15 protein-coding genes are annotated in these 18013 nt (G+C 67.1%); 6 read left to right on the top strand and 9 right to left on the bottom strand.

Translation table 11 applies throughout. The features are described 5' to 3' along the window. Positions 1-18 precede the first annotated feature (18 nt). From ACIP90_RS15990 to bcp, 4 genes are all read left to right on the top strand, one after another. Positions 19-1233: a glycerate kinase gene (locus ACIP90_RS15990; protein ID WP_400580512.1), complete on the top strand. Its 1215-nt coding sequence runs from the start codon at positions 19-21 to the stop codon at positions 1231-1233. After that, positions 1226-2569: an allantoinase AllB gene (allB, locus tag ACIP90_RS15985; RefSeq protein WP_400580510.1), complete on the top strand. Its 1344-nt coding sequence runs from the start codon at positions 1226-1228 to the stop codon at positions 2567-2569. Before ACIP90_RS15990 ends, allB begins: the two co-directional genes overlap by 8 nt. Before the next feature lie 11 nt (positions 2570-2580). Further along, positions 2581-3267 carry a winged helix-turn-helix domain-containing protein gene (locus tag ACIP90_RS15980; protein WP_400580508.1) on the top strand — a complete coding sequence of 229 codons (687 nt, stop codon included), beginning with the start codon at positions 2581-2583 and terminating at the stop codon, positions 3265-3267. 132 nt (positions 3268-3399) lie between these two features. Further along, positions 3400-3879, top strand: a complete 480-nt coding sequence (gene bcp / locus ACIP90_RS15975) for a thioredoxin-dependent thiol peroxidase (RefSeq protein ID WP_400580507.1) — start codon at positions 3400-3402, stop codon at positions 3877-3879. 97 nt (positions 3880-3976) lie between these two features. On the opposite strand, the gene ACIP90_RS15970 is transcribed toward bcp, so the two are convergent. Next, positions 3977-4936 carry a polysaccharide deacetylase gene (locus tag ACIP90_RS15970; protein ID WP_400580505.1) on the bottom strand — a complete coding sequence of 320 codons (960 nt, stop codon included), beginning with the start codon at positions 4934-4936 and terminating at the stop codon, positions 3977-3979. A 12-nt stretch (positions 4937-4948) separates the two neighbouring features. Further along, on the bottom strand, positions 4949-6466 hold the full coding sequence (locus ACIP90_RS15965; RefSeq protein WP_400580503.1) for a purine-cytosine permease family protein: 1518 nt from the start codon (positions 6464-6466) through the stop codon (positions 4949-4951). Positions 6467-6572: 106 nt separating this feature from the next. On the opposite strand from ACIP90_RS15965, the gene ACIP90_RS15960 reads away from it, so the two are divergent. Then, the gene (locus ACIP90_RS15960; RefSeq protein WP_400580501.1) at positions 6573-8147 is read left to right on the top strand and encodes a PucR family transcriptional regulator; all 1575 of its coding nucleotides are present in this window, start codon (positions 6573-6575) and stop codon (positions 8145-8147) included. A 127-nt stretch (positions 8148-8274) separates the two neighbouring features. Here ACIP90_RS15960 and purU read toward each other — a convergent pair whose 3' ends face one another. Genes purU through glyA form a run of 7 tightly spaced genes read right to left on the bottom strand, consistent with a single transcriptional unit; the run spans position 8275 to position 17137 of the window. Beyond that, complete coding sequence (purU, locus tag ACIP90_RS15955; RefSeq protein ID WP_400580499.1) at positions 8275-9171, bottom strand: formyltetrahydrofolate deformylase; 897 nt, start codon at positions 9169-9171, stop codon at positions 8275-8277. A 3-nt stretch (positions 9172-9174) separates the two neighbouring features. Next, the gene (locus tag ACIP90_RS15950; RefSeq protein ID WP_400580497.1) at positions 9175-10548 is read right to left on the bottom strand and encodes an L-serine ammonia-lyase; all 1374 of its coding nucleotides are present in this window, start codon (positions 10546-10548) and stop codon (positions 9175-9177) included. Then, positions 10548-11183, bottom strand: coding sequence for a sarcosine oxidase subunit gamma (locus tag ACIP90_RS15945; RefSeq protein ID WP_400580495.1), 636 nt, complete (start codon positions 11181-11183; stop codon positions 10548-10550). Before ACIP90_RS15945 ends, ACIP90_RS15950 begins: the two co-directional genes overlap by 1 nt. After that, positions 11176-14133: a sarcosine oxidase subunit alpha family protein gene (locus ACIP90_RS15940; RefSeq protein ID WP_400580494.1), complete on the bottom strand. Its 2958-nt coding sequence runs from the start codon at positions 14131-14133 to the stop codon at positions 11176-11178. Before ACIP90_RS15940 ends, ACIP90_RS15945 begins: the two co-directional genes overlap by 8 nt. After that, a complete protein-coding gene (locus ACIP90_RS15935) occupies positions 14130-14552 on the bottom strand; it encodes a sarcosine oxidase subunit delta (protein WP_400580493.1) in 423 nt (140 codons plus the stop codon). The genes ACIP90_RS15940 and ACIP90_RS15935 overlap by 4 nt, the downstream gene beginning before the upstream one ends. 27 nt (positions 14553-14579) lie before the next feature. Beyond that, positions 14580-15800 (bottom strand): sarcosine oxidase subunit beta family protein, encoded by a 1221-nt coding sequence (locus tag ACIP90_RS15930; protein ID WP_400580492.1) that lies wholly within the window; start codon positions 15798-15800, stop codon positions 14580-14582. Next, positions 15797-17137, bottom strand: coding sequence for a serine hydroxymethyltransferase (gene glyA / locus ACIP90_RS15925; RefSeq protein WP_400580490.1), 1341 nt, complete (start codon positions 17135-17137; stop codon positions 15797-15799). Before glyA ends, ACIP90_RS15930 begins: the two co-directional genes overlap by 4 nt. A 141-nt stretch (positions 17138-17278) precedes the next feature. Between glyA and ACIP90_RS15920 the strand changes: the two genes are divergently transcribed. Next, entirely contained in the window at positions 17279-17950 is a 672-nt protein-coding gene (locus ACIP90_RS15920) for a GntR family transcriptional regulator (protein ID WP_400580488.1), read from the top strand. The last annotated feature ends 63 nt before the right edge of the window (positions 17951-18013 follow it).

The raw sequence follows: 18013 nt of genomic DNA, 5'->3' as shown, positions 1-18013 counted from the left end.
GACAGAACAGGCAACGCCATGCGCATTGTGATCGCGCCGGACAAATTCAAGGGCTCGCTCTCGGCCCCTGAGGTCGCCCGGCACCTGGAGAAGGGGCTTACAAAACAGTGGACAGCGTCGGCCGCGTCCTCTGCTTTGGAGGTCCTCCGGATCCCGGTGGCCGACGGCGGCGAAGGCACCCTGGATGCCGCCGACGGCTCCGGCTTCACGCGCCGGAGCGCCGTGGTCAGCGGGCCCACCGGGCAGCCGCTCACGGCAGAGTTCGCAGTCCGCGGGCGGGAGGCAGTCATCGAAATGGCGGCTGCCTCCGGCCTGGCCGTCCTGCCCGGCACATCCGGGAACGCCGGGCGGCCGGATTCCGCCACCGCCCGGACCTCCAGCAGCCTGGGCACCGGCGAACTCATCAGGGCAGCCCTGGACGCGGGATGCCGGCAGATCATTCTGGGCGTCGGCGGCAGCGCCAACACCGACGGCGGCGCCGGGCTCCTGCAGGGACTCGGCGCCAGGCTCCTCGACGCCGACGGCAACGACCTGCCTCCGGGCGGCGCTGCCCTCGCCCGGCTCGCGAACATCGACTTCTCCGGCTTCGACAGCCGCCTGGACGATGCCCGCTTCGTCCTCGCCAGCGACGTGGACAACCCGCTGCTGGGACAGGAGGGGGCGCCCGCCATCTTCGGCCCGCAAAAAGGCGCGTCCGCGGCGGACGTCAAGGACCTCGACGCCGCCCTCGCCCGCTTTGTGGGCGTCCTCGCTGGAGAGATCGGCCCACGCGCGGTGAAAGCCGCTGGCGCGCCGGGCGCCGGGGCGGCAGGCGGCGTTGGTTACGCGGCCATCGCGGTCCTGGCCGCAACTCGCAGGCCGGGCATCGACGTCGTCCTCGAATTCACCAGACTGGCCGACCGCCTCGAGAACGCCGATCTCGTTATCACGGGCGAGGGCAGCCTGGACGAGCAGAGCCTGCTGGGCAAGACGCCCGTGGGCGTGGCCCGCGCTGCAGCGGCGGCCGGCGTTCCGGTGGTGGCCGTCTGCGGCCGCACCACACTCACGCCGCAGCAGCAGCGGGAATCCGGTTTCCGGCAGGTCTACCCCTTGACCTCGCTGGAGGCCAAGGTAGAAGTATGCATAGCCGAGGCAGGACCTCTGCTTGAAGAATTGGGAAAGCACATCGGCCGTGATCTGGCGGACCTGACGCCCGCCGCCCACGCCACCACAAAGGAGCCCCTGAATGTCTGAAGAACGTTTTGACCTGGTCATCCGGGGCCAGCGCATCCTCACCACTGCCGGCATCGCTGCGCGCGAGGTGGGCGTGCGCGGCGGCAAGATCGTCGCGATCGAACCTCTCGGCAACGGCCTGTCCGGCGCTGACGCGATCGAACTCGGCGACGACGAAACCCTGATCCCCGGCCTGGTGGACACCCACGTCCACGTCAACGAGCCCGGCCGCACCGAGTGGGAGGGCTTCGCGTCCGCCACCCGCGCCGCTGCCGCCGGCGGCGTCACCACCATCATCGACATGCCGCTGAACTCCATCCCGCCCACCACCAATGTGGAAGGCCTCAAGCTCAAGCGCGAAGTCGCCGAGGACCAGGCGTTCGTTGACGTAGGTTTCTGGGGCGGCGCCATCCCCGGCAACAAGGCCGACCTGCGCCCGCTGCACGACGAGGGCGTGTTCGGCTTCAAGTGCTTCCTGCTGCACTCCGGCGTGGACGAGTTCCCGCACCTGGACGCGGACGAGATGGAGGAGGACATGCGCGAGCTGAAGTCCTTCGACTCGCTCATGATCGTCCACGCCGAGGACTCGCACGCGATCGATCATGCCCCGCACCCGGGCGGCGACCAGTACTCCACGTTCCTCGCCTCCCGCCCCCGCGGCGCCGAAAACAAGGCCATCGCCGAGGTCATCGAGCGTGCCCGCTGGACCGGCGCCCGCGCCCACATCCTGCACCTGTCCTCCTCGGACGCGCTGCCGATGATCGCCTCCGCCAAGCGCGACGGCGTCCACCTCACCGTGGAGACGTGCCCGCACTACCTCACGCTGATGGCCGAGGAAATCCCCAACGGCGCCACCGCGTACAAGTGCTGCCCGCCCATCCGTGAGGCCTCCAACCGCGAGCTGCTCTGGAAGGGCCTCCAGGACGGCACCATCGACTGCATCGTCTCGGACCACTCCCCGTCGACGCTTGACCTGAAGGACCTGGAGAACGGTGACTTTGCCGTGGCCTGGGGCGGAGTCTCATCGCTGCAGCTGGGCCTGTCGCTGATCTGGACCGAGGCCCGGCACCGCGGCATCCCGCTGGAACAGGTCGTATCCTGGATGGCCGAGAAGCCTGCCGCCCTTGCCCGCCTCTCCAACAAGGGCCAGCTGGCCCTCGGGTACGACGCCGACTTCTCCATCTTCGCGCCCGACGAGGCCTTCGTGGTGGACGTCTCCAAGCTGAAGCACAAGAACCCCATCACTCCGTACGACGGCAAGGCACTCTCCGGCGTCGTACGCCGCACCTACCTGCGCGGTGCCGTGGTGGACGGACAGACTCCCGGCGGCAAACTGATCCGCCGCGGCGGCGTCTAAGGCATCCTGCCATGGCTGTTCATGCCCATACGCCGGCTCCGAGGGGACGGTGCGCGCCCAGTCTTAAGGCGCGGGGACTGGCCGTCTGGGTGACCGTCGGGGCAGGGCAGGAAATCGATGATGCAGTCCTGGCGCACGCCGCCGAACTGGTGCTGGCGCGCGCCTTGAAGATCGCCCCGGAGGCGGAAGTCCACTGGCCCGCCGCCGGAGCTGCAACGTCCGCCGTCGGGATCACAGCCGCCGCGATGCCCCCTGGGGAGGGGGTACCGGCGGGGCCCGACGGCGGCACTCCCGCGCCGTCGTCGTCCTCCCCGGAGGACTCCCCGCAAGAGGACGACGACGGCGTCTCATTCCTTCCGCCGTCACCCGGCCCCGTCAGCCGGGTCGCCGTCGACCTCGCCAAAGGCGAGGTGCTGCTGGACGGTAAACCTGTGTCACTTACCGGCGTCGAATTCACGCTACTGCGCTACCTCGTGGAGAATTGTTCACGCACGATCAGCCGGGAGGAACTCCAGCAGTTCCTGGAGCGGTTCGACAATCCCGGCGCTGCGCCCCGGTCGATCGACGTGTATGTCGGGCGGGTGCGGCGGAAGCTGCGCGGCGGCCGCCATGCGATCGCCACCGTACGCGGCGGCGGCTACCGGTTCGTTCCCGGTCCGGCCGCAACCGTGCGCGGGCCGGCGGAATACAGCATCTAGCCGGGCTGTTATCCACTTGAGCATTGTTGTCCGACCAGCTTTGTACCGCAGATTCATCTACAGCAGAGTTATGTTCAGCACAGCTATGTACTGCACAGCTTTGTATTGCACGATCCATCCGAAGGAAAAGCCATGAGCACCCAACTGACCACGAAGCTCCAGCCCGGAACCCAGGCCCCTGACTTCACCCTGCCGGACGCCGAAGGCAAGCACACCAAGCTGGCCGACTACCGCGGCAAGAATGTCATCGTCTACTTCTACCCCGAGGCGGCCACCCCCGGCTGCACCACCGAAGCCTGCGACTTCCGCGACAACCTGGCCTCCCTGCAGGGCTCCGGCTACGAGGTCCTCGGGGTCTCCCCCGACGCTCCGGAAAAGCTGGCCAACTTCACCGGCGACTTCGAGCTGACCTTCCCCCTCCTTGCCGACGAGGACCACTCCGTGGCCCTCGCCTACGGCGCCTGGGGTGAAAAGCTCGTCGACGGCGAGGTCCGCGAGGGCATCGTCCGCTCCACGGTTGTCCTGGACCCTGAAGGCAAGGTCAAGCTGGCCCAGTACCAGGTCAAGGCCCAGGGCCACGTCCAGGCGCTGAAGGAAGCCCTCGGCGTCTAGCGCCAGCCCCTCACCTATTGCAGCCAAACGCCAGACGCTCCCTCACTTCATCACGTGAGGGAGCGTCCGGCGTTAATCGACAAGAAGCGAGGGAGCGTCAGAGCTGGTCGGCGGCGAGCTGCGGCTGGCGGATCTGAGCCGGGGTGAAGCGCGCGCCGGCGTCGGGGAATGCCGGAACCTCGATCCGGGCGTGGCTGTGGATCTCCGCGACGGTGTCCCGCGTATGCTCGGCGATCCTGGCCAGGGTGGTGACCCACATCCCGTCCATGGCCTTGACGCGGCTGATCAGCTGTTCCAGTGCCACCGCCTTGGACGGCCGTCCGGAGATAAACGGATGGTTCGTCAGCACGAAGCAGCTCCCGGCGGCGTGGTGGGCTTCAGCCTCCAGGGTCCACATTTCCAGGACCTTGGCCGGACTTTCGATCACTCCGCTGCCTGTCACTCCCGGATAGAAGGCGTACTGCTCCCAGTCATCGAGTGCCCAGTCGACAGGGATTTCGACCAGATCCCGGGGATCGCCGTCTGCGACGCTGAAGCGGTAGGGTGCATCGCCGTCGAGCAGGCTGGAGTCATACAGGAAGCCGCGGTCAGCCAGCAACGCGGGCGAGTGCCAGTTCAGCTCCCACCAGGGAGCGCGGTAGCCGACCGGACGCACGCCCGCGACCTTGGCCAGCGCCTCCAGTCCCCTGTCGATGTACCGGGCCTCGGTGGCGGCGTCGATGCCTTGCATGGGTTCGTGCAGGTAGCCGTGGTGGGCGATCTCGTGGCCCGCATCCACGATCCGGCGTACGACGTCGGGGTAGCTTTCCGCGGTGAATCCGGGGATGAAGAACGTGGCCTGGATGTCCTGGCGCTGAAGGATCTGCAGCAGCCGCGGCACCGCAACCTTGGGTCCGTAGGACTGGTGGGTCATGAGGGACATGCGGCGCGTGCTGGTTGGATCGTGGGCGATGGTGCATGACTCGGCGTCCACATCGAAGGTGAAGGACGCGGCCGCCCGGTAGCCGTCGGGCCAGGTGATGGGGTGGGCGGAGTCCGGGAAGGCGGGGAATTCCATGTCGGTTCCTCTCTAGAGCGTGGCTGCGGTGGTGGACGGACTGTTCGCCGCTACAGGGACGGCTTCCGGGAGCGACTCGCCACCGGCCAGAAACTTCCGGTGCATCCGGGGGCCAAGAATGGCGTAGCTCGCGGCGCTGCTGAGTCCGCCGGCCAGCCAGGACAGGTCCCAGCCTCCCAGGGCAACTGCGACCGGGCCCTGCATGGCGGGCACGAGCCCGTACATGAACAGCCATGTGGAGAAAATACCGACCAGGAGGGATACGACGCCGGCCCAGTTGATCCCGGGGAGCCGCTTGGTGCCTACGGCGTCGAACAGCCGTGCAGGCTCGCCGGGCCAGCGCTTTTCGATCCAGAAGTAGTGCACCAGCATGACGCCGCCCCAGGCAGCCACCCAGGCAACGAGCCCGATGAGCCAGGCGTCGAGCACCGCCGCGAAGTCCTCCTGGAAGATGAAGAAGACGACGGCGGCGAGCGAGAACACGCCGACGAACAGGTTCAGCTTGTGCCTGCTGATGGAGATGTCGAGGGCCTGGGTGGCGACTGAGAAGGTGTAAATGTTCAGGATGTTCGTGGCGATAGGGCCGTGGAGGACCATGAGCAGAACCGGCAGAGCCAGGACGCCGAAGTTCTGGACGATGAGTTTTCCGGGATCGATCTCGCCGCTGTTGGTGGCGAGGCTGGCACCCAGGATTCCCAGCCAGACGACAGGGATGAACTGGCCCAGGACCGAAGCCAGGTAAACCTTGCGCTTGGGGACTTCGGTGCTGACAAAACGGGAGTAGTCTGCGGCATAGGTGAACCAGGTGATGCCCCAGCCGATGCCGATGGCCGTCATCACGGCGCTCATTGCCGCGATCCGTTCGGAACCTTCCAGGATGTTTCCGGCCGGCCCGGCATAGCCCCAGTCGATCTTCATGCCGAACCATGCCACGGCGGACATGACCGCAAGGATGATAATGGTCGGCGGCACGGTCCACTTTTCAAAAGCCGCAATGGCCTTGTAGCCGAACCAGGCGATGGCCACCTGTGCGGCCATGATGGCGGTGGCGACGCCGATCTTCCAGCCGTAGTTGTGGGCTGTGGGATCCACCCATCCGAGTGTGCCGAAGAGCGCCATCACCAGGTCCAGGATGATCCAGGTGTTGACGGCGCACCAGCCGATGACGAGCAGGGCCTGGATCGCGGCCGGCAGGTAGTTGCCGCGCCGTCCGAAGGCCGCGCGGGCCAGGACCATGCCCGTCGCCCCTGTCTTCTGCCCGAGAAGGACAAAGCATCCGAACAGCAGCATTCCGATAAGGTTTCCCAAGACCAGCACAGTGACGGTGTCAGCAAAGCCGAGTCCGAGGTGGATGCCCAGGGCTCCCAGAACCCAGTTGATGGGCGCCAGGTTGGCTCCGGCCCAGATCCAGAACTGGCCTGAGACCTTTCGCGTGCGCTCTGATTCAGGGATGGGCTGCAGCCAGGCTTCGACGTCTTTGTCGGCTACGGGCCCCGGGCCAGCCGGGACTGCAGTGGAATTGTTGTGCATGTGGGCCTCCGTGGGGAAATGGAACACTTTCAGGTTATGTGCGCCAGACCACACCCAACAAGATACGATGTGTACATCAAAAAGCCCACATGCAATACGGAGCGTCATGCCGATCCTGCTCAGCGAAGTTCTGAAACACCGCACCTTCACCGCCGCCGATCCCGTGATCCGCGCCGGGGCCGCCGCAGTCGCGGGAACGCAGCTGCGATGGGTCCATTCCAGTGAGGTCCTGGACATTGCTCCCCTGCTCAGCGGCGGCGAACTGCTCCTCACCGGAGGCGATGCCCTGGTTTCGGCTTCAGATGCGCGCCGCGTGGACTACGTCCGGCAACTTGCCGGCCGTGGCGTCGGCGCCCTCGCCGTGGAGAGCGGGCAGACCCTGCCCTCACTGCCATCGTCGATGATCCGGGCCGCGGAAGAGGCAGGGCTGCCCCTCATCGAATTCCGGAAAGTCGTGCCGTTCGTCGGCATCATGCAGGCCATCAACTCAATGCTGGTCAGCGAATCAGTGGCGCACCTGCGCCGCGCCGACGAAGCCAGCCATGCGATGGCGGTGGAGCTGGCCCATGGCAGCAGCCTCGATCAGATCCTTGCCGTCCTCGCCGGCAACATTGAAGCGGCCCTCGAGCTCTCGACTGTTTCGGGCGTGACGCTGGGCAGCGCGCTGCCCGCCGACGGGGCCCTAGATCCTGCAGACGGCTCAGGGCCCGACGAACCGCACGGAAACCTGCCGCGACGCAGCCCAGGAACGGACGGGACGCTCATCAATATCGACGTGCCCGTCCGCGGGGTGCCCTCGGCGAGGCTGGCCATCAGCGTCCCGCCGCACGGTGACGTCAACCTGGCGCGTGTCGCAGGAGGCAGGTGCGTTGACATCCTGTCCCTGGCATTGCTGCAGCGGATGCCGCCCGGGTTGAAGGAGGTGGCCGGCACCGCCCTGCTGCGCGCGGTCAGTTCCGGCAGCCAGCCTTGGCGGCTTCAGCAGCTCGCGCCCGCCGCCGGGATCCCGACGGCGGCGACGGCGGTGGCGGTGATCGTCCGTACGTCCACGTCGCAGCAGTTGCGGTCCGCGATGGACAAGATCCTGAAGAAGTCGGCCCAGCAGAGCGCCAGCTATGTGGACAATTCCGAGCTCCTCGCTCTTGCGGTACTCCCGGGCGGCCGGGAAGCCGCAGCCCGCGCAGAACTCGTGGACGCCCTGCGCGGACTTCCCGTCGACGCCGGAACCATAACTGCAGTGGGCCCTCTGGCAGCCGGGATTGAGAACGCAACGTGGTCGCTCACGGAGGCCAGGTGTGCGCTGGACATCGCGGGGAGCCAGGGGCTCCGTGCGGACCGGCCGACGCCGGACCCGGCAGGACTCGTGGTCGACGTCGAAGAACTCGCCGTGGAGCGGCTGGCGGCGCAGCACCTGGACCAGGCGGCGCGGCAGGATTACGTCCGCCAGCAGCTGGGTCCCGTACTCGAGCACGACGAGCGGCGGAACTCCCAGCTGCTGCGAACCCTGGCGATCTGGCTCGACTCCGGCTGCAACACTGCGCAGGCAGCCAGGGAACTGCACGTCGAGAGGCAGTCCATGCACCACCGGCTGCAGCGGATTTTTGAGCTGTGCGGCGGGGATCCGCGGGGAACGGGAAGGCTGGCGGCACTGCATCTGGCAACCCGGCTCGCCGCGCTGTAGCCCGGTGGGCAACCGGGAGGACGCTCCCTCACCTTTCGCAAGCAAAAACGAAACGCCCCCTCATCGGTGAGGAAGCGTCTCGAATCATGCGGCGCGAAGTGAGGGAGCGTCCGTGCCCGGCAAGCAGTTACCGGAGCACGACCGTCCTGTTGCCGTGGAGGATCACCCTGCCCTCGCAGTGCCAGCGGACGGCGTTGCTGAGGGCCTTGCATTCGGTGTCGCGCCCGGCGGCCACCAGGTCCTCCGGGCCGTACGTGTGGTCCACGTCCACCACCTGCTGCGAGATGATCGGTCCCTCGTCGAGCTCGGCGTTGACGTAGTGCGCGGTGGCACCGACGGTCTTCACGCCCCGGGCGTAGGCCTGGTGGTACGGCTTGGCGCCCTTGAAGCTGGGCAGGAACGAGTGGTGGATGTTGATGGCACGTCCCTCCAGTTTGCGGGTGAGGTTGTCACTGAGGACCTGCATGTAACGCGCCAGCACCACGAGTTCGACGTCGAACTCGTCCACGAGTTCCAGCAGCCGCGCCTCCGCCTCGGGCTTGGTGGCCGCCGTGACGGGCACGTGGAAGAACGGGATGCCGTGCCATTCCACGAGCGTCTGGTGGTCGGTGTGGTTGGAGACCACGGCCACCACGTCCACGGGGAGTTCACCGATGCGGGCGCGGAAGAGCAGGTCGTTGAGGCAGTGCCCGAACTTGGAGACCATGATCAGCACGCGGCGCTTGGATCCGTGCGGCTCCAGCCGCCAGCGCATCCCGAAGCGTTCGGCCACGGGGCCAAAAGCGGCACGCAGGGTGTCCGCGGTGGAGGCATCGCCGTCGGACGCAAAGTGCACCCGCATGAAGAAGTGCCCTTCGGAGCGTTCGCCGAACTGCTGGTTGTCGATGATGTCGCAGCCGTGCTCCAGCAGGAAGCCGGAGACGGCGTGGACGATGCCCGGCGACTCCCGGCAGTCGAGCGTCAGGACGTGCTCGACGGTGGTCGCGGGCCCGGCAGGGATGGATTCAGGCTTAGTGGCAGTCATGGCTCAGCACTCGATCACATTCACGGCGAGGCCCCCTCGGGACGTCTCCTTGTACTTGGTTTTCATGTCAGCTCCTGTTTCACGCATGGTTTTAATGGCTTTGTCCAGTGACACCTTGTGGCTGCCGTCGCCGTGCAGCGCCAGCCGCGCGGCGTTGATGGCCTTCACACTGGCGATCGCGTTCCGCTCGATGCACGGGATCTGCACCAGGCCGCCCACGGGGTCGCAGGTCAGCCCGAGGTTGTGTTCGATCCCGACTTCGGCGGCGTTTTCCACCTGTTCGGGCGTTCCCCCGAGCACCTCGCACAGCCCGGCTGCCGCCATGGAGCAGGCCGAGCCCACTTCGCCCTGGCAGCCCACTTCAGCGCCGGAAATGGAGGCGTTGATTTTGAAAAGGATGCCGACGGCGGCTGCCGCCAGCAGGAAGCGCACGACGCCGTCGTCGTCCGCCCCCGGAATAAACTTCGCATAATAGTGCAGGACGGCCGGGACGATTCCGGCCGCGCCGTTGGTGGGGGCGGTGACGATGCGTCCGCCGGCCGCGTTCTCCTCGTTAACGGCGAGCGCGAAGAGGTTCACCCACTCCATCGCCCGGAGCGGATCGGTGACGCCGGTGTTCGCCGTCAGGGTCTTGAAGAGCGACGGCGCACGCCGCCTCACCTTCAGCCCGCCGGGAAGGATCCCCTCCGCGGAACAGCCGTTGTCCACGCATTCACGCATGACGGCCCACAGCTTCAGCAGCTCCTCGCGGAGCTCCTCTTCGCTGCGCCACACCAGCTCGTTGGCGAGCATCACGTCGGAAATCGACATGCCTTCTCGCCGGCAGATCTCCAGGAGTTCGTCGGCCGTGGTGAAGGGGTACGGCAGCGGGGTGTCATCAGCCACCACGTTGTCCCCGGGGGCGGCGTCTCCGTCAACGACGAAGCCGCCCCCAATTGAATAGAAGCTCCGCTCGCTGAGGACAGCACCCGTGTGGTCCAGAGCCCGGAAGGTCATGCCGTTCGGGTGTGCGGGCAGCGACTTGCGGCGGTGCAGCACCACGTCCTCGTCCCAGTTGAAGTCCACCCGGTGGTCCCCGCCGATGCGCAGTTCGGCATCCAGCGCGGCGGCAGCCACCTGGTCGTCCGCGGTGGACGTGTCTACGGTTTCCGGCTCCAGGCCCTGCAGTCCGAGGACCACAGCCTTGTCCGAACCGTGGCCGCGGCCTGTTGCACCGAGCGATCCGAACAGCTCTGCCTGGACCCGCGTGGTTGAGCTCAGGAGTCCAGTGCCTTTCAGTCCGTCAGCGAACTGCTTTGCTGCCCGCATCGGGCCGACCGTGTGTGACGACGACGGCCCGATGCCAACAGAGAACAGATCCAGGGCGCTGAGCGCCATCAGGGCACCTCAGGGGAAGCGAACTCCCTCATAGCGTCCAGGAGCCAGCGGCCCAGGTAGTCCGCAAAGGACGCGCGGGGGAACAGCCGGAAGCTTTCGTCGCCGGTCTTGAACAGGACCACCGGGATGTTGCCCACTTCGGTGTTCAGGGCAGTCCCCGGCGTGAGGCTGCGGGGGTGCAGGTCCAGGGAGCAGCCCTTCTCCAACACCGCCCTGGCCCGCGGTCCGGAGAGCTCGAACGTCGTGCGGTTGGCGGACAGGTCCACCACCTGGCCGGGGGCGTCGCCCAGGGCGGCCACGAGGGAGCCGATCAGGTCTCCGCCCAGGGAGTCGTGGGCCTCTTCCGGAGCCACGACCAGGAACTCCTGCGGGCCCAGCCACAGAACCGTGACGCGTTCAGTGCCGGCCACTTCGCCGCAGCGAACCGGCAGTCCGCCGGTGACGGACGCGATCCGCGCCCCTGCCTCGGAGCCCGGATCCACCCGGACGCCAGCCATGGTCTGAAACTGTCCCTCTTTCAGGGCGACCGTTCCTTCGATGGAGCCGGCCTCCATGGCACCGGCCAGGTGTGAGGCAGGGCTGCGGCGGATTTCCCGGAGTCCATTGATGCCTGTGAAAGCTGCGGTGTTAGCCATCTTTGCGGGTCCCTTCGGGGTCAAAAAGTACGGTTTCTGCGACAACAACGTCGACCAGCTGGTCGCCGGCGGCGGCCACGAGGGTCTCCCCGATGCGGTTGCGGCCGTTCTTGATCAGCGCCAGTGCGAACGACCTGCCGAGTGCGGCGCTGTGGTAGCTCGAGGTCACGAAGCCCTGCATGGGCACGGGCCCGTACGCCGTTTTCACAGGGATCCCCTTCTCCACGAGCTGCGTTCCTTCCGGCAACCGCAGGCTGCCGTCCACGGGCAGGACGCTGACCAGCTGCTTGCGGTCTTCGCGCTGCGCGTCCACGCGGGAGTACGAGCGCTTGCCGATGAAGTCCTTGGCCTTGGAGACGATCCACTCCATGCCGGCGTCCTGCGGGGTGACCGTGCCGTCGGTGTCCTGCCCGACGATCGGGTAGCCCTTCTCGGCGCGGAGCACGTGCATGGTTTCGGTGCCGTACGGGGTGATGTTGAATTCGGCGCCTGCAGCGGCCACGGATTCCCAGGTGTTCAGCCCGTACCAGGACGGCACGTTGATCTCGTAGGCCAGCTCACCGGAGAACGAGATGCGGCAGATCCGCGCCCGCACGCCGGAGGCGAGGGTGGTTTCGCGGAAGGTCATGAACGGGAACGCCTCGGCGTCCAGGCCGCCGTTGGCGGCAAGTTCGGGTGCTACCTTCGCGATCACCGCGCGGGACTTGGGCCCGACGACGGCGATGGTGCTCCACTGTTCGGTCACCGAAGTGCAGTGCACGTCCAGTTCCGGCCACTCGGTCTGCAGCCATTCCTCGAGCCAGTCCAGCACCTTCGCCGCACCGCCGGTGGTGGTGGTCATGAAGTAGCGGTCCTCGTCGAGGCGCAGGGTCACGCCGTCGTCGAAGATCATGCCGTCGGGCAGGCACATGACGCCGTAGCGGGCAGACCCCGGTGCGAGCTTCTTGAACGCGTTGGTGTAGATCCGGTTGAGGAACTCACCGGCGTCCTTGCCCCGGATTTCGATCTTGCCGAGGGTGGTGGCGTCCATGAATCCCACTGATTCCCGGACGGCGGCGCACTCGCGGAGCACGGCTTCTTCCATGTCCTCCCCGCCCTGCGGGTAGTACCAGGGCCGCTTCCACTGCCCCACGTCCTCGAACAGTGCACCCTGGGCGACGTGCCACGGGTGGATCGAGGTGACGCGGGCGGGGTCGAACAGCTCGCCACGCTGACGTCCGGCCAGTGCCGCGAAGGCCACGGGGGTGAACGGCGCCCGGTACGTGGTGGTGCCGATGTCGCCGATGCCCCGGGACGCTTCGCCGGCCTGCCGGAGGGCCGCCGCGATGACGCCGATCGCGTTGACGCCCGAGGTCTTGCCCTGGTCGTTCGCGGTGCTGATGGAGGTGTAGCGCTTGATGTGCTCCACAGACCGCATGCCTGCGCCGGTCGAACGCAGGACGTCGGCCACGGACTGGTCGCGCTGGAAGTCGACGAAGTGGTGGTGCCAGTCGTCCGGCGTTCCGGTCTGGCCGGGGACCAGCCACAGCTGGCGGGTGGTACCGGACGCTTTCGGCTCGCCGAGGACGGAAGGCTGGACGGCGGATTCGAAGCCGGCCGCGATGGCCGCCGATGCTCCGGCGGAGATGCCTTCGGCGAGGCAGTCAGCGAGATCGAAGCTGCCGCGGCCGGAGCCGACGATCTGCTGGTTCGGGACCACGGTGGCCGGCACGAAGGCCGCCAGGTCCTCGTCCCAGCGCAGCTTGCCCTGCCGCTGTGAGTGCAGGTGCACCAGCGGGCTCCAGCCGCCGGAGACTGCCAGCAGGTCGCAGGCGATCTCTTCGATGCCGGAGGTGAGTTCGCCGTTGTCGTTGATGCTGCGGACGGTGACGCTGTTGAGCCGGCCGTCAGTGTCGGTTCCTGCGGCGCCGGAAGCCGTGTCGGCCACGGCGCTGCCGATCAGCACCCGGGTGCCGGCTTCGGCGGCGGCTGCTGCCGCCGGCGTGAGGGCGGGACGGGCGTCGACGACGGCCGCAACCTTGACGCCGGCGGCGCGCAGGTCCGCGGCGAGGGCGTAGGCCGAATCGTTGGTGGTCCCGATGACCACCCGCGACCCGGGGGCGACGGCGTAGCGGTTGAGGTAGCTGCGGACGGCCGAGGCGAGCATGATGCCGGGGCGGTCGTTGTTCTCGAACACCAGGGGGCGTTCGTGGGCGCCTGGGGCCAGGACCACCTGATTGGCACGGATGTGCCAGATACGCTGCCGGGACACACCGGGGGCGGCCGGGCTGGACAGGTGGTCGGTGCGGTTCTGCACGGCGATGACGTAGTTGGCGTCGTAGGCGCCGAAGGCCGTGGTGCGGTTCAGCACCGTGCATTCGGCGCCGGAGACGAGCTCAGCCTCGACGTCGGCCACCCATTCCAGGGCGAGTTTGCCCTCGATGGTGTCCGCCAGTTCGGGAGCCGTGGAGCCGGACAGCAGCGATCCGCCCAGTTCGGGCTGGTCGTCCATCAGGATGACGCGGGCGCCGGTGCGCACGGCTTCGCGGGCGGCGGCGAGGCCTGCGGGGCCGCCGCCGATCACGAGGACGTCGGTGTGGACGTACTTCTTGTCGTACTCCGCCTTGTCATCGGCCGGGTCCAGACGGCCCAGGCCGTTCAGCAGGTCAGCCTTCAGGCCGTCCACCAGGCTGACGGTGGTGGCGGGAAGCATGGACTCGGCCACGTCACCGGGGAACCGGGCTTCGATCCGCACCAGGGCGTTGGGCTCTTCCACCCCGGCGGCCATGATGCCGCGCGGCCGGTCCTCGTACAGGGAGCTGCCGACGGCCACCCGGCCGTTGGCGAGCAGCGCAGAGGCCAGCGTGTCGCCCGGGTGTCCCGTGAATTCCTCGCCGTCCACCGTGAAGCGCCAGGAGATGCTGCGGTCGATGCGTCCGCCGGTGCTGAGGCGCGCGTTCTGGGAAGTCATTTCGTTGCTCCCTTCGGGGCGGTGGTGCCGGCTGGTGAAGCAGCCGGGGCGATGCTGGTAGCAGAGATGCTGGGTGCGGCATTCCCGGTGGTGGTGCTGTCAGCGGCGGTGCTGGCAGTTCCGGCTTCCGCCGCGGCAGGGATCCTCACGTCGGGCCGCGGTGTGCCCATCGGGTAGATGGCCTGGATGTCGTAGGTGACCGTGTCGCGGAGCATATTGAACCACTGCCGGCATCCGGTGCTGTGCACCCACCGCTCAGCGAAGCTGCCCTTGGTGTTATCGCGGTAGAACAGGTACTCAGCCCATTCCCGGTCGTTGAGATCGTTGGGGTTTTCGGGGTAGGCCACATGGGCCTGGCCGCCGTAGTGGAACTCGGTTTCGTCCCGCGGGCCGCAGTTGGGGCAGGAGATAAGCAGCATGTGCGTTTTCTTTCTTGTGGACGGCGGCTAGTGGGCGACGGCGGCAGCGCCGTGTTCGTCGATCAGGGCACCGGTTTCGAAGCGCTCCAGGGCAAACGGCCTGTTCAGCTTGTGCGGTGTTCCCGTGGCGATGGTGTGCGCGAAGGTCAGGCCGGCAGCGGGCGTGCCCTTGAAGCCGCCGGTTCCCCAGCCGCAGTTGACGAACATGTTCTCCACCGGGGTCAGTCCCACGATGGGTGAGGCGTCCAGCGTGGTGTCCACGATGCCGCCCCAGGTCCGGAGCACGTGTGCCCTGGCAAAGATGGGGAACAGTTCGACGGCGGCTGCCATCTGGTGCTCGATCACGTGGAAGGAACCGCGCTGGCCGTAGCCGTTGTAGGAGTCGACGCCGGCGCCCATGACCAGCTCGCCCTTGTGCGCCTGGGAGACGTACACGTGCACGTGGTTGGACATCACCACGGTCGGGTGGACCGGCTCGTGCAGTTCGGACACGAGTGCCTGCAGCGGGTGGGACTGGATGGGAAGCCGGAATCCGGCCATCTCGGCCAGGACCGAGCTGTGGCCCGCGGCGCACAGGCCCACCTTTTCGGTGTTGATGGTGCCGCGGTTGGTCTTGACGCCCACCACGCGCTCGCCGTCCTTAAGGAAGCCGGTGACTTCGCAGTTCTGGATGATGTCCACGCCCAGTTCGTCGCACTTGCGGGCGAAGGCCCAGGCGACGTGGTCGTGCTTGGCGATGCCGGCGCGCGGCTGGTAGGTCGCGCCCATGACGGGGTAGCGGATGTTGTCGCTGATGTTCAGGATGGGGCAGAGTTCCTTGACCTGATCCGGTTCCAGCCATTCGGCGTCGACACCGTTGAGCTTGTTCGCGCCCACTCTGCGGATGCTCTCGCGCACGTCGCCGAGGGTGTGGGCCAGGTTCATGACGCCGCGCTGGCTGAACAGGAAGTCGTACTCCAGCTCCTCCGGCAGGATCTCCCAGAGCTTCAGGGCGTGCTCGTAGATGGCCGCGCTCTCGTCCCAGAGGTAGTTGGAACGGATGATGGTGGTGTTGCGGGCCATGTTGCCGCCGGCCAGCCAGCCCTTTTCGAGGACGGCGATGTTGGTCATGCCGTGGTTCTTCGCCAGGAAGTAGGCCGTTGCCAGGCCATGCCCGCCGCCGCCCACGATCACAGCGTCATAGGAGGACTTGGGCTCCGGGTTGCGCCACAGGAAGTCCGGGTGTTCCGGGAGCTGATGGGTGCTCACTGGGCTGCTCCAATCATGTCTGTTTCAAAGGCGGCAATCTCGGAGTCGCCGTTCAGGTGCGGGTAGAGGGGGAACTGTTCGGCGAGCGCGGTCACGCGTGCGCGGAGTTCGACGGCGGTCGCGTCGTCGAGGGTGCCGGTGCCGGCGGAGGCGATGAGCGCCGTCGCGATAACGTCTGCAACCTCGGTGAATTCGGCGGCGCCGAAACCGCGGGTGGCGAGGGCCGGGGTGCCGATCCGGAGGCCGGAGGAGACCATCGGCGGGCGGGGGTCGAACGGCACGGCGTTGCGGTTGACCGTGATGCCGATCTTGTGCAGGGCGTCTTCGGCCTGCTGGCCGTCCAGTTCGGAGTTCCGCAGGTCCACGAGGACCAGGTGCACGTCCGTGCCGCCGTTGACCACGGTGATGCCGGCAGCCTCAACGTCGGGCTGCAGGAAGCGCTCGGCGAGCAGCTTGGCGCCCTGCAGGACGCGCTCCTGGCGTTCCTTGAATTCGGGACCGCCGGCGAGCTTGAAGGCCACGGCCTTGGCGGCGATGACGTGCTCCAGCGGGCCGCCCTGCTGGCCTGGGAATACGGCGCTGTTGATTTTCTTGGCGTACTGCTCCTTGGCGAGGATGACTCCGCCGCGCGGTCCGCCCAGCGTCTTGTGGGTGGTGGTGGTGACGACGTCGGCGTAGGGCACCGGGTTGGGGTGCAGCCCAGCCGCGACCAGGCCGGCGAAGTGGGCCATGTCCACCATGAGGTAGGCGCCCACGAGGTCCGCAATCCGGCGGAATTCTGCGAAATCGAGCTGGCGGGAATAGGCGGACCAGCCGGCGACGATGAGCTTCGGCTTGTGCTCCAGTGCCAGGGCCTCGACTTCGGCCATGTCTACCCTGAAGTCGGATTCACGGACGCGGTAGGGAACCACGTTGTAGAGCTTGCCGGAGAAGTTGATGCGCATGCCGTGGGTGAGGTGGCCTCCGTGGGCCAGGTCCAGGCCCATGATGGTGTCGCCCGGGTTCAGCAGTGCGAACATTGCGGCGGCGTTGGCCTGGGCGCCGGAGTGCGGCTGGACGTTAGCGAACTCGGCGCCGAAGAGGGCCTTCACGCGGTCAATGGCGAGCTGCTCGACCACATCGACGTGTTCGCAGCCGCCGTAGTAGCGCTTGCCGGGGTATCCCTCGGCGTACTTGTTAGTGAGGACCGAACCCTGCGCTTCCATGACGGCGGACGGAGCGAAGTTCTCCGAAGCGATCATCTCCAGCGTCGACTGCTGGCGCACCAGCTCGCGGTCAATTGCCTGCTGGATTTCGGGATCGACTGCGGAAAGTCGCTCGTTCAACTGCTCAACCACGGGTGCTCCTTTGAAATACCTTTTTGACTTGGACTGATATATCAGTGTTGGTCTCAATGGTATGATTGCAATCACAATTGAGTCAATAGCCGGAAGCAAATGGGTCCCCGCTTCCGATCGATCCAGGATTGGAGCCGCGCCGTGAATGCACTGACCGCCCTGCTTCCCGCCGAGGAAGAAGCGCCGTCCCAGGCGGAGGCCGCTTACCGGCAGTTGCGCGACAAGCTGATCATGCTAGACATCCGCCCAGGTGAACCCATAAATGACGGACAGCTGGCCACCGAGCTCGGCTTCAGCCGGACGCCGGTACGCGAGGCGATCAAGCGGCTGGAGGTGGACCACCTCGTGGTTTCGTATCCCCGCCGGGGAACCTTTGCCACCACAGTTGACTTCACGGAACTGGCCGACGTCTCGGAAATCCGGGAGCTGCTGGAGCCGCTGGCGGCACGCCGTGCCGCCACCCGCGCCAGCGCTGCCATGCGCCGCGAGCTACTCGAGGTCGCCGAGACCATCGCGGAGCTCGCGCCCAACCCCGCGGAGTCCCGGGAACTGATGCGCTACGACCTGATGGTGCACCGCCTGATCTACCGGGCGGCGGCCAACCCGCACCTGGAAGACACCCTGATCCGCTACGACAACCTGGCCACCCGCATCTGGTGTGTGGTCCTGGACAAGGTCCCGTCGGTCAGCGGCCACATCACCGAGCACGTGGACCTGTTGAAGGCCGTGGCGGACGGTGACGCAGACAAGGCAGGGGAGCTAGCCCTGCATCACGTGACAAGCTTCGAAGAAACCATCCGCAAGGTGCTTTAGGGCCACCACCCAGCCAACGCCCCCTTCCCGCACTCACACGAAGGATCCCCCGGGAGGTCCCGG

Origin of the sequence: Arthrobacter sp. NPDC093139 (genome assembly GCF_044754165.1) — a bacterium.
GTDB lineage: Bacteria > Actinomycetota > Actinomycetes > Actinomycetales > Micrococcaceae > Arthrobacter.
Note: the sequence above shows the minus strand (reverse complement) of the source record. Positions and strands in the feature narration are given on the sequence as shown.